Source organism: Exiguobacterium sp. s146 (genome assembly GCF_018618415.1).
Classification (GTDB): Bacteria; Bacillota; Bacilli; order Exiguobacteriales; family Exiguobacteriaceae; genus Exiguobacterium.
This window is the reverse complement of the sequence record NZ_JACSMA010000006.1, coordinates 17,772-29,809: the sequence shown is the minus strand read 5'-3', so window position 1 is coordinate 29,809 and position 12,038 is coordinate 17,772. Positions and strand designations below refer to the sequence as shown.

The window sequence follows — 12,038 nt, the reverse complement described above, 5'->3', positions numbered from 1 at the left end:
GGAAGTACGGATGGCAAGAAAAGTATGGATTATATCGGGACCTGCTGGCGTCGGAAAGTCGACAACGGCGCGACGGCTCGCTCAAGATATGAAGAAAAGTGCCTACGTGTCGGGTGACGACATCAGTCATATGGCGGTCTCGGGTCGTGAAAGACCGTGGGAGTCAGAGCAAGCGAACGACCTGGTGTGGAGAAACATCGTCGCCTTGACCGAGAACTTTGTGGAGGCCGGTTATGACGTCGTCGTGGATTGGGTCGCTTTTTGGAAAGACGTGCAGCGCTACACGGCGCACTGGATCGAGCAAGGCATCGAGGTGCGCTACGTCATCTTATGGGCGGATCAAGACGTTCACGTCCAACGCGATCAGCACCGACCGGCGGATTCACAGATGGGGGAGCGGGTCATCATATTACGGAACGAGTTTTTAAGCTCGGGTGCACCGGACCGCTACTATGTAGACAACACGGGCGGTGAGTTGAACCGGACGATTCGACAGTTTCAAGAAAGCGAACAGTTTTTATTGCGGCGTGAGAGCAGAGAAGGGGAACGAGCATGAGGATTGCCACGTTCAACATCTGGAACAATCCGACATGTTGGTCCGAGCGGATTGCATCGATCTGTGCGACGGTGAAGGCGATTGACGCCGATGTGCTAGCGCTTCAAGAAGTCAAAACCTATATGGACGGGGAGCGAGGCATCAGTGTAGCCAAGCAGATCGCCAACGAGACGGGTTATCGAAATTGCGTGTTTCTCGCCTATCCGGACTCACCCGATGAAGGACTCGCAATCTTAAGCAACATTCCGCTCGATACGCATGATGCGATTTGGCACCACGATGTCGAAGAAGCGAACTACTGTGCGATGCGGGTGACGTTTCAAGTGGAAGAGCACGCGTTCGGGTTGACGAACGTCCATCTGAATTGGCGGTCGCCGGACATCCGGGAGGCGCAAATCCAGGCGGTTCGCGAATGGATCGGGGAAGGAGTACGCTACGAACTGTTATGCGGGGACTTCAATGACGACCCACGTTCGAAGATTCATCGTTACTTGACTGAGTATCGTTGGATCGATGTCGCTACGTGTCATCGTGGTGGGGATGAGCCGACACTGGACTATGTACATAACCCGTATTTGAAGCAGGATGCCTTGCTGAAACAACCAGCGCGCTATGATTGGATATTGTTGCGTTGTGTCGAAGATGTCCCGCTCATCTCAAACGTGGACATGTTTGGCAAGACGTCCGTCACTGACGTGTTGCCGAGTGATCACTATGGGTTTTTCGTCGACTTCGACATCACATAAAAACGGGGGAGCGCTTGAGCGCTTCCCCTGTTTTATTTGAACGTACGGATGACGAAGTAGAGACAAACCAAGAACGGAACGAGAAACAGCGCCCCGAGCCATTCCCCTTGTCCAAAGACGAGCCAGGCGAACAGTTGAAAGGACAACACGCCTGCAGTAGCCAACCCGACAAAGCGATACGCTTTCGGACGGAGCGATGGGTCGTCCCACCACTCTTTAAAGAACGGGAAGCTGAACATGAGCGCGAGCGCCAAAAACGAAGCAGCGGGGAACACAAGTAAATCCCCAATCTCACTCTGTCCTTCAAATTGTAGCCATTTCGATGCGGTCGATAAGATGATGCCGATGACGAGAAAGACGATATTCATAGCCATTCCTCCACTCCATCTAATAGATACTTCCATCATGCCCGAACGAGCTCGCCGGGACAAGCCTGTTCAAAAAAAGTAGCTTTTTAGTGAAAGTGGTGACTTTTACATGAACAGTAAAAAAGTATTGAAGCACGTTGTGACAAAATCACTATTCGTTTACATCTAGAACCGCTAGCATGAAGGGGTATCTGGAGAAACGGCTGGATATGAAACAAAAGCGCCAGAACTCTGCGGAGTTGACGAGGACGAGGGTGATCGAAATTTCGGCGGATGCTCTCTAGTCGCCTGTCACGACTAAAAGTGTTCTTTTAAAACGTTCGGGTGACCGGACGGACAAACGAGAGCACATTGACAGCACTCTAAAAAGCCCGTTTCCTTTTTCGAGAAATCGAATATAGAGGAGATTTTTGTATGTGTGGAATTGTAGGAATGATTGGTCAAGTTGGAACGAAAGAGATTTTATTGAAAGGGCTCGAGAAGCTCGAATATCGAGGCTATGACTCGGCCGGCATCGCGCTCGTCGGTGAGGATGTCCATGTGTTCAAGGAAGTCGGCCGGATTGCCGCACTTCGTGACATCGTACCGGACGAAGCGGAAGGGGCTATCGGTATCGGTCATACACGTTGGGCGACACACGGGGTACCGAGCGTACCGAACGCCCACCCGCACCAGAGCACGACGGGTCGCTTCACGCTCGTCCACAACGGTGTCATCGAGAACGACGAGCAGATCAAGGCGACACTTGATGTGCCGTTCCTCTCTGAGACGGACACGGAAGTCATCGTCCAGTTGATGGAGAAGAACTTCGTCGAACTCGGCGACGTCGAGGCGGCGTTCCGCAAGACGTTGTCTGAGCTCCACGGCTCGTACGCGATCGCGATGATCGACTCGGAAGATAAAGAACGCCTCTATATCGGCAAAAACAAGTCACCACTCCTCGTCGGACTCGGCGACGGCACGTTCAATGTCGTGGCGTCTGACGCGATGGCGATGCTCCAGGTGACGGACCAGTACCTCGAGCTCCACGACGGCGAGATCGTCATCTTGACACGCGAGTCGGCGACGATTAAGACACTCGACAGAGACGTGCTCAAGCGTGCGCCGTACACGGCCGAGATCGATGCGTCAGACATCGAGAAGGGCACGTACGCGCATTACATGTTGAAGGAGATGGACGAGCAACCGGCCGTCATCCGCAACATCATCCAGCACTACCAGAACGAGAACGGTGACATCGAACTCACGGAAGGCGTGCGCTCGCTCGTCTCGCAAGCCGACCGCATCTACATCGTCGCCTGTGGCACGAGCTATAACGCCGGGCTCGTCGGAAAAGACATCCTTGAGCGGATTGCCGGCATCCCGACCGAGGTCCACGTCTCATCGGAATTCGGCTACAACATGCCGCTCTTAAGTTCACGTCCGCTCTTCGTCTTCTTGTCGCAGTCTGGAGAGACGGCCGACAGCCGAGCCGTCCTCGTTGAAGTGAAGAAGCGCGGCTATAAGGCACTGACGATGACGAACGTACCAGGTTCGACACTCTCACGTGAAGCGAACGAGACGATGCTCCTCCATGCCGGTCCAGAAATCGCAGTCGCATCGACGAAAGCATACACGGCCCAAATCGCCGTGCTCGCGATTCTCGCCTATGACATCGCCCGCGCGAACGGGAAAGAATTGCCGTTCGAGTTGATGCCAGAACTCGCGCGTGTCGCGACAATCATGGACTCGATCATGTCGCAAAAAGAGCTGTTCGAAGATTTGGCGGACCGTTACTTGAAGACGACACCGAACACGTTCTTCATCGGACGTGGACTTGATGCGTCGGTCTGTCTCGAAGGCGCGCTCAAGGTAAAAGAGATTTCGTACATCCAAGCGGAAGGGTATCCGGGCGGAGAACTCAAACACGGCTCGATCGCCTTGATTGAAGATGGTACGCCGGTCATCGCGCTCATCTCGCAACCGAAGACGAACTTGAACATCCGCGGCAACGTCAAAGAAGTCGTCGCCCGCGGTGCGAACGCATGTATCATCTCGATGCAAGGCGTCGAGCATGAGAATGACGAGTTCATCCTGCCGCACGTCGAACCGATTCTCGCGCCGCTCATCACGGTGCTACCGGTTCAACTCATGGCGTATTATGCCGCGCTCGCGCGTGGCTGTGACGTCGATAAGCCGCGCAACTTGGCGAAATCGGTGACGGTCGAATAAGCTGATTGATTGCTAAGCACCTCTCTAAAACAGAGAGGTGCTTTTTACTGCTTGCCGATATCTTTGCCAACAAGCAAAATAGTAGGTAGAGTAAGCGGTTGCATCGTATGGTTAGATAAAGATAAGCGATGAAAGAAGGTCTGACATGAACGTATATATTGCTTGTCCATGCGGGTTCGTCACGAGCGCGATGGCAGCGAAACTGTTTGCCGAGGCGTGTTCGGGAAAATTGTCGTGTGTGATTCAACACGGCACGCCTCGGGACGTCCCAGAAGACGTCGATTGGATTATCTATCAAGCCGGGACAGCGACGATCGATCATCCGACCGCGCACGTTCGCTCGGTCAGACACATGTTATCGCTCACGGAATATCGACAACTCGTCGAGGAATGGGTGAATGGATATGAAACATGAGTGGAGCGCCCGGGAGCGCTCGATTTTACTACATCTATTGGCAACGGAGACGTCGACACCGCTCGCAGAAATCGCGCAAGCGGTCAATTTGTCTGAGCGGACGATTCAACGGGAGCGTCAACTGCTAGAGGGCGTCTTGCGCGAGTTCGAATTGGAACTCGCTTGGCAGCGCGGGCACGGTCTCAGTCTCATCGGTCGTTCCGATGCGAAGCAACAGCTGCGCGAAGACTTGATTTTGTCGGCCGAGGCGATTCCGACGGCGGAGGACCGCATCTTCGAGCTCGCCTGGCGGCTTCTGTTTGAAAAAGACACGCTCAAACTGCAGGCGGTCGCGAAACAGATGCACGTCTCCCCGAGCACGCTCACACAAGACCTTGAGAAACTCGATCGTTGGTTCGACGAGTATCATCTTGAAGTCGAGCGGAAGAAAGGGGTCGGGGCCCGAGTGCTCGGCCTTGAAGCCGAGAAGCGGAAGCTGATGATCAATGCGCTTCTCGCCCATTGGGACACGCTCGCATTCTATCGCTTCGTGCGCGGGGAGGATGACTATATCCCGGCGTTTTTAAAGACCGTTCCGTGTGATGTCATGCTCGAGGCGCTCCGTGACGGTTATGACTATCTAAAGGAACATCCGTATGAACGGATGGACGACCGGACGATCATGCGGGTGACGTTCGCCTATGGCGTGCAACAAGCCCGTCTGGACGCCGGCTTTTTCCTAGAGATTTACACGAAAGGGCGCTCGGACGATTATTTGAAAGTCGCGCTCGATATGGAGACGGCGCTCGGGACACCGTTCTCGATGGCGGAGCGGGTCTGGTTCGCCGAGGAAGCGAATCGGCTTCGGTCATTAAAAGAACAAATGAAAGAAGATGAAGAAGAGCGCTGGGTCATGCAGATTCGCGTCCATAAATTGATTCATCACGTCTCGCTCATCCACCGGTTCGCCTTCACGGACGATGCCGCGCTCGAGAAAGGGCTCCTTGCCCACATCCTATCGAGCATGAACACCCAGGCACTTCCCGATACGGACACGGTCCGTCCTCACATCGACCGTGACTATCCGCATTTACGATCGGCCATCCAACAGGCGGCCGATATCGTCTTCGGGACGAACACGTTCATGGAAGAAGAGACCGTTTTTTGGGCGATGCATTTCGCCGCCGCGCTTGTCAAACCGGTCCGGCGCCGGGAATATCGGGCTCTCGTCGTCTGTTCGGCCGGTCTCGGTTCCTCGAAGATGCTCGTCAACCGGGTGAAGCAGGAGTTTCCAGAGATGCAAGACGTCGTCAACTCCTCGTTGTTCGGGCTCGAGCAGCATCGACTCGACGACTATGACGTCATCCTATCGACCGTCCCGTTGCCACCGCTGTCGGTGCCGACGCTTATCGTCAATCCGTTGTTGACGAACGAGGAAGTGCAACGCGTCCGTCATTTGCTGTTGTCGCTCCCCCAGTCGTTCCAGACGAAAGGGAAGAGTCATTCGACGATGCTCGACTTCAACGAGCTCGGTGCCCTCGTCGAGACGTTTGAACGGATGGACCGGCAGTTCGACCTCGTCACGCTCGATAATAGCGACCGATTGGAAGATATCTTGCTCGATATCGGGACACACCTCGAAGAACGGGGTCTCGTCCAGAGCGGCATCCAGTTATCGGCCCGATTGCTCCGGCGTCATGAAGTGGCCGGTCTCGGGATTCCGGGCACGAAGCTGGCGTTATTCCACGGACGTCATGCGTCAATCGAGCGGGCGAGTGTGTTCGCGTTCGATTTGAAACAGTCGATTCCACTTCTGATGATGGATCAATCGACTGAGCCGGTGTCACGTCTGCTCGTCCTGCTCGCACCGGAAGAGGCGGAAGATGTCGAGCTCCAGTTCCTCAGTGCCGTCAGCGGATCGTTGATTGAGAGCGAACAACATATGAAGGTATATAGTACCGGTTCAACGCAACAACTGCGTCTGTTGCTCCATGAATGTATGAAGAAACTGATTCAAGAGACGTTGCACGAAAAATGACCCGCCGTGGTCATTTTTTTATTTGGCACGAAATGTTGCCAAAGTATGAACTGGATTGAATTGAGAAAGCGCTTACGCTGAGACTACAATACAGGTGTAGAGCACAAACCGGTTAGCTACACGACAACAATCTACCTTTCACAATTAACGACTGGAGGTTTTATACATGGCGAATGCGCAAGCAAGCCCGGGCGGTGTCCGGGTCAAAGTACAACGGTTCGGGAGTTTCCTGAGCGGGATGGTCATGCCGAACATCGGTGCCTTCATTGCCTGGGGGATTATCACAGCTCTCTTCATTCCAACAGGTTGGTGGCCGAATGAAAAATTAGCCGAACTCGTCGGTCCGACGATCACGTATCTGTTACCGCTCTTAATCGGGTTCACCGGCGGTAAGTTGATTCACGACGTACGAGGCGGAGTCGTCGGGGTGCTCGCCACGATGGGGGTCATCGTCGGGACGGACATTCCGATGTTCCTCGGTGCGATGATCATGGGTCCACTCGGCGGATATGTCATTAAACAGTTTGATCGTCTCATCGAAGGCAAAGTCAAAGCTGGATTTGAAATGCTCGTCAACAACTTCTCGGTCGGAATCATCGGTGGTCTTCTCATGATTGGTGGCTTCGAGGTGTTCGGTCCAATCATGAGCGGCCTCGATAAAGTCATGGCAGCCGGTGTCGACTGGATTGTCGGCGCGAAATTGTTGCCGATCGCAAGTCTATTCATCGAGCCAGCGAAAATCTTGTTCTTGAACAACGCCATTAACCATGGGATTTTGAGCCCGCTTGGTGTCGATCAAGTGGCGGACGCCGGGAAATCGGTCTTGTTCTTACTTGAAGCAAACCCAGGACCAGGTCTTGGTTTACTGCTCGCGTATATGGTATTTGCCAAAGGTGCGGCCAAACGTACAGCACCAGGGGCAGCCATCATTCACTTCCTCGGTGGGATTCACGAGATTTACTTCCCATACGTTTTGATGAAACCGATCTTGATTCTTGCAATGATTGCAGGGGGCGCAACCGGGGTCTTCACATTCGTCTTGTTCGATGTCGGTCTCGTCGCACCAGCGTCACCAGGTAGTATCTTCGCGATTCTCGCGATGGCGTCACGCGGTTCTTACGTTGGATTGATTGCGGGGATTCTCTTGTCCGCAGCGGTCACGTTCGCTGTGGCGAGCGTCATCTTGAAATCAAGCGCAGCTGAAGAAGTGTCACTCGAAGAAGCGACGCAAAACGTCAGCGCGATGAAAGGCAAGCAGTCGTATGCGTCGGCTCTCGTCCACGACCGTCTCGACAAAGTCGATCACATCATCTTCGCTTGTGACGCCGGGATGGGTTCGAGTGCGATGGGCGCGTCAGTGCTTCGCAATAAAGTGAACAAGGCGAACTTGCCAATCAAAGTCACGAACACATCGATCAGCCAATTGCCGAAAGATGCCCAATTCGTCATCACCCATGAGGATTTGACGGACCGGGCCGAGGCACAAGTGCCGGATGCGATTCATCGTTCGGTCACGAACTTCTTGAACGCGGACTATTACGATCAATTGATTGAAGAAATTAAAGCCGAACGTAGCAAAATCTCATAACAGAAGCAGACAGAGACAAGGGTTAAGGTATAGGAGGAACTAAAATGCCATTCATTCAGACAGAGATGATTCGACTCAACCAATCGTTCAACACGTCGGCCGAAGCGATTGACGCGGCCGGTCACGTGTTAGAAGCAGCCGGCTGCGTGTCGCCGGCTTACGTTCAAGCGATGCACGAACGACAAGCGCTCTCGAGCGTGTATATCGGGAACCACGTCGCGATTCCGCACGGGACTGAGGAAGCGAAATCCGCCGTTCAAAAGACGGGGATTTCTATCCTCCAAGTGCCGGAAGGCGTCGACTTTGGTGGCCAGACGGCGAAATTGGTCATCGGGATTGCCGGGGTGGATGACGAACATTTGGAACTCCTGTCCCAAATCGCGATCATCTGCTCAGATGAAGATAACGTCGAGCGCCTCGTGCAGGCGAAGACGAAAGAAGAGATTTTGTCGCTATTCATGGAAGAGGTGGCGTAATGAAAGCTGTACATTTTGGGGCAGGGAATATCGGACGGGGCTTTATCGGGTTGTTGCTCAATCAGAGCGGCTACGAAGTCACGTTCGTCGATATTAACGATACGGTCATCCAAGCATTAGAAGACAAGCGGTTCTATGAAGTCGGATTTGCCGAAGAAGGCGTCGACAACGTCGTCGTCGACCGGGTTCGCGGCGTCAATAGTTTGACTGACCCGGAGCGCGTCATCGCGCTCATCGCGGAGGCCGATCTCGTCACGACGGCGGTCGGACCGACGCTTCTCCCGAAAGTCGCACCACTCATCAGCGAAGGACTCCGTGACCGTGAGACGTATGCCCCGGTGTATGTGATCGCTTGCGAGAATATGATTGGCGGTAGCGCATCACTCCATCAAGCAATCGAGACATCGGGCGGTGTCGGGACGGCGAACGTCTCGTTCCCGAACGCGGCCGTCGACCGGATTGTCCCGCTCCAGCAACACGCAGATCCACTGTTCGTCGAGGTCGAGACGTTTTACGAGTGGGTCATCGAGACGACAGGATTGGCCGAGCGGCCCCCGCTTCAAGGTGTGACGTGGGTCGACGAGATTGGTCCATACATCGAGCGGAAGCTGTTCACGGTCAACACGGGTCACGCCATCGCGTCGTACATCGGTTCCTTGTTCGGGAAAGAAACGATTGACGAGGCGCTTAAAGACCGCCGCGTCCGCCAAGTCGTCCAAGGGGCATTGTATGAGACCGGTTGGCTCTTGCTCGAAAAATATGGATTTGAAGCGAAAGAACATAGCCGATACATTCAAAAGATCATCAAACGGTTCGAGAATCCGAAGTTGAAAGATGAAGTGTCGCGCGTCGCCCGTTCCCCGATCCGCAAGCTCGGACCGAGTGACCGGCTCGTCAAACCGGCCCGTGAACTTATCGATAACGGCATCGAACCGAATGAACTGGCCTATGGAATTGCCGCTGCCTTGACCTATTACAACCCTGATGATTCAGAATCTTCTGAACTCTACCTCTCGATTGAAGAGGATGGCATCGTCTCGACAGTGGAGAAATACCTTCAGTTGCATGAGGGGGATACACTGACGAAGCTGATCCTCGAACAATACCAGTTGATTCGCGAGCAAGAGAAAGCGCAAGTCTCGTAAACCAATTCTCCTGTGCCTAAGTGGCATGGGAGAATTTTTGCATACAAAAAAGACTGTAGCGCAGGGGCTACAGTCTGATTAAGCGCGTGTTTTTCCGAACTCGATGTACGTTGTGACCGATTTGACATGTTTCACGACGTCCTTTTCCAGAAGTGGACGACTGAAGTAATAGCCTTGGACGTAATCACACTGTTCGTTCAGTAACCATTCGAGCTGATCCGACGTCTCGACACCTTCCATGAGCACTTTCATGCCTAGATTATGACCGAGTTGAATCATCGAGCGGACGATGGCTTCTTGGTTGCGATCCGTGAACAAGTTGACGATGAACGAGCGATCGATTTTTAACACTTGGACCGGAAGTTCACGCAATTGACGGAACGATGAGTAGCCGGTCCCGAAATCGTCGAGTGAGATTAAAATCCCGAACTGATGGAGCTGGGTAAGTTTCTCCCGTGTCGATTCTTCGTATGAGAGCATCGACGACTCCGTCACCTCGAGCTCGAGGAACATCGGGTCCATGCCGGTCTCATCCAAGATGGCCTGAAGCGACTCGACGAAATCTTCCCGAGCGAACTGGAGCGGGGAGACGTTGACCGAAAGCATGAACGGTTTTACGCCGGATTTCTTCCAGCGGACCCAGGCCCGGCACGACTCACGCATGACCCAACTGCCGATCAGGTGAATCAGGCCGGTGTTCTCTGCGATCGGAATGAAGTCGTCCGGTGGAACGTGACCGAGCTCGCGGTTGTTCCAACGGAGAAGCGCCTCGACGCCATCGAGCCGGTTCTGCGTCAGTGACACTTTCGGCTGGTACACGAGTGAAAACTCATTCCGGTCGAGCGCCTGTGCGAGTGCCTTCTCGATTTCGACGGTGCGCAGGATTTGATGTTTCGACTCGTCTTCGAATTCTTTGATTTGGTTCTTCCCAGTACGTTTCGATTCGTGGACGGCGAGCCGAGCGTACTGCACAAGCTCCTCGGCCGATGTCGTATCGTTCGGATAATGGCTGATGCCGGCGCTCATCGTTAGTTCGACAGTCGTCCCATCGATATTGAAAGGTTGCGAGATCGCTTTGATACACTTCTCGGCTTTTTGTTTGGCAAGCGTGCTCCGCTTGTCGAACAGCAAGATGATAAACTCGGATGAACCAACGCGTGTCAAAATATCATCCGGGTGAATCGTCACTTGCAGACGCTCGGCGATTTGCATCGTCAGTTCGTCCGAGCCGTGATGTCCAAGCATATCGCTCAAGAAACGCCAACGGTCGATGTCGATGTAGAGGCAAGCAACCGGATCTTGGATTTGAATATGTTCGGCCAAAATCCGTTCAAGTTTATGCCGGTTCGGCAAATTCGTGAGCGTATCGTGATACGCCATATGTTCGACGAGGCGCTGTGAGGCGATCGTTTCTGAGACGTCGCGCATGAACCAAAGTACCTGGTCCATCGTTTCCCCTTTAAGCGGATAGTTCGTCACTTCAATCGTTTGGTCACCGAGATCGACGCGTCTCGGTTCATAAAATGGTTGATTGATGGTGAGTGACGGATGAAAGTCTTGGAAGAAAGCATCCTTCTCGACTTGGTCGAACAAGCGATAAAACGCTGTGTTCGCATATTGAATCATTCCATCTTTTGTCGTCGTGACGACCGCATCTGTCGTTGAGTCAAGAATCGTTGCTTGAATGAAGTCCCGTCTGCGCAAATGACGGTCAATCGTGAGTGATAAGAAGAAGATGGCGAACAAGAGAATCGTGATCGCGCTCACGAGCCATGCGAGTAACGAAGGCTCAATCGCATTCGCGAACGGTCCGTCTGTCTCGACGAACGTGAACGTCGCCGCTAACATGCCGACGAAATGCATCCCGAAGATGGCGACACCCATCAAGAGGGAGAAGAACACTTTCAATTCGATGTGCATCTTTTTCTGCGTGTACTTCGAAAAGAACCCAATCCATAGGGCGACGAGCGATGCAGCGAACGCAATCAAAATTGATAGCGCCGCCAACCATGGATTGTAGGAAGTCGTGACGCCTTGGAGCGCGGCCATTCCGACGTAATGCATACTGGCGATACTGCCTCCCATGACAAAACCTGCACCGATCAGAGCCGGACGGGTCGTGCGACGGGAGACAATCAAGAAGCCGAACATACAGCCGGCCATGGCAATGACGACAGATAATAAGACAAGTGGGACCGAATAGGTGATCGGTCGCAATACCTCATGGGCCAACATGGCGATAAAGTGCATCGACCAAATACCGAGACCGAGCGTCGCGCCACCAGCGACAATCCAGACGTTTTGGACGGAACGGTTCGCTGAATTGACACGTCGCGCCAGTTCGATGGCGGCGTAAGCGGAAACGGCGGCAATCAGATAGGATAGGATCACAAGAAACAGGTTGTGACTCATCGAGTGTTCAACGACTGGTTCCATATATACCTCGCTCTGAAATGTTATTTTTGTTGTAATTTCAATTATACCTTGGAAAACAAAAGTCTATCTATCATTTTGCT

At 53.3% G+C, this 12,038-nt stretch carries 10 protein-coding genes; 8 read left to right on the top strand and 2 right to left on the bottom strand.

Annotation, left to right across the window (positions count from 1 at the left end; all coding sequences use genetic code 11):
* The first annotated feature begins 10 nt into the window (after positions 1-10).
* Complete coding sequence (locus KNP83_RS13725) at positions 11-556, top strand: P-loop nucleotide/nucleoside kinase family protein (protein ID WP_214762962.1); 546 nt, start codon at positions 11-13, stop codon at positions 554-556.
* Entirely contained in the window at positions 553-1,302 is a 750-nt protein-coding gene (locus KNP83_RS13720) for an endonuclease/exonuclease/phosphatase family protein (protein WP_214762961.1), read from the top strand. Before KNP83_RS13725 ends, KNP83_RS13720 begins: the two co-directional genes overlap by 4 nt.
* Before the next feature lie 32 nt (positions 1,303-1,334).
* On the opposite strand, the gene KNP83_RS13715 is transcribed toward KNP83_RS13720, so the two are convergent.
* Positions 1,335-1,670, bottom strand: coding sequence for a hypothetical protein (locus KNP83_RS13715; RefSeq protein ID WP_214762960.1), 336 nt, complete (start codon positions 1,668-1,670; stop codon positions 1,335-1,337).
* Between the two features lie 414 nt (positions 1,671-2,084).
* On the opposite strand from KNP83_RS13715, the gene glmS reads away from it, so the two are divergent.
* From glmS to KNP83_RS13685, 6 genes are all read left to right on the top strand, one after another.
* On the top strand, positions 2,085-3,881 hold the full coding sequence (gene glmS, locus KNP83_RS13710; RefSeq protein WP_214762959.1) for a glutamine--fructose-6-phosphate transaminase (isomerizing): 1,797 nt from the start codon (positions 2,085-2,087) through the stop codon (positions 3,879-3,881).
* Between the two features lie 145 nt (positions 3,882-4,026).
* Positions 4,027-4,296, top strand: a complete 270-nt coding sequence (locus KNP83_RS13705) for a PTS sugar transporter subunit IIB (RefSeq protein ID WP_214762958.1) — start codon at positions 4,027-4,029, stop codon at positions 4,294-4,296.
* Positions 4,280-6,313, top strand: a complete 2,034-nt coding sequence (locus KNP83_RS13700; RefSeq protein ID WP_214762957.1) for a BglG family transcription antiterminator — start codon at positions 4,280-4,282, stop codon at positions 6,311-6,313. Before KNP83_RS13705 ends, KNP83_RS13700 begins: the two co-directional genes overlap by 17 nt.
* A 166-nt stretch (positions 6,314-6,479) precedes the next feature.
* On the top strand, positions 6,480-7,901 hold the full coding sequence (locus tag KNP83_RS13695) for a PTS mannitol transporter subunit IIBC (RefSeq protein ID WP_214762956.1): 1,422 nt from the start codon (positions 6,480-6,482) through the stop codon (positions 7,899-7,901).
* Between the two features lie 44 nt (positions 7,902-7,945).
* Entirely contained in the window at positions 7,946-8,377 is a 432-nt protein-coding gene (locus KNP83_RS13690; RefSeq protein ID WP_214762955.1) for a PTS mannitol transporter subunit IIA, read from the top strand.
* The gene (locus KNP83_RS13685) at positions 8,377-9,522 is read left to right on the top strand and encodes a mannitol-1-phosphate 5-dehydrogenase (protein ID WP_214762954.1); all 1,146 of its coding nucleotides are present in this window, start codon (positions 8,377-8,379) and stop codon (positions 9,520-9,522) included. The genes KNP83_RS13690 and KNP83_RS13685 overlap by 1 nt, the downstream gene beginning before the upstream one ends.
* A 78-nt stretch (positions 9,523-9,600) precedes the next feature.
* Here KNP83_RS13685 and KNP83_RS13680 read toward each other — a convergent pair whose 3' ends face one another.
* Positions 9,601-11,958, bottom strand: a complete 2,358-nt coding sequence (locus KNP83_RS13680) for a bifunctional diguanylate cyclase/phosphodiesterase (protein WP_251139397.1) — start codon at positions 11,956-11,958, stop codon at positions 9,601-9,603.
* Positions 11,959-12,038 lie beyond the last annotated feature (80 nt).

Coding starts and splice junctions, on each gene's coding strand:
- KNP83_RS13695 (WP_214762956.1), top strand. CDS start 6,480: ATGGCGAATGCGCAAGCAAGCCCGGGCGGTGTCCGGGTCAAAGTACAA.
- KNP83_RS13705 (WP_214762958.1), top strand. CDS start 4,027: ATGAACGTATATATTGCTTGTCCATGCGGGTTCGTCACGAGCGCGATG.
- KNP83_RS13720 (WP_214762961.1), top strand. CDS start 553: ATGAGGATTGCCACGTTCAACATCTGGAACAATCCGACATGTTGGTCC.
- glmS (WP_214762959.1), top strand. CDS start 2,085: ATGTGTGGAATTGTAGGAATGATTGGTCAAGTTGGAACGAAAGAGATT.
- KNP83_RS13715 (WP_214762960.1), bottom strand. CDS start 1,670: ATGAATATCGTCTTTCTCGTCATCGGCATCATCTTATCGACCGCATCG.
- KNP83_RS13700 (WP_214762957.1), top strand. CDS start 4,280: ATGGATATGAAACATGAGTGGAGCGCCCGGGAGCGCTCGATTTTACTA.
- KNP83_RS13680 (WP_251139397.1), bottom strand. CDS start 11,958: ATGGAACCAGTCGTTGAACACTCGATGAGTCACAACCTGTTTCTTGTG.
- KNP83_RS13685 (WP_214762954.1), top strand. CDS start 8,377: ATGAAAGCTGTACATTTTGGGGCAGGGAATATCGGACGGGGCTTTATC.
- KNP83_RS13725 (WP_214762962.1), top strand. CDS start 11: ATGGCAAGAAAAGTATGGATTATATCGGGACCTGCTGGCGTCGGAAAG.
- KNP83_RS13690 (WP_214762955.1), top strand. CDS start 7,946: ATGCCATTCATTCAGACAGAGATGATTCGACTCAACCAATCGTTCAAC.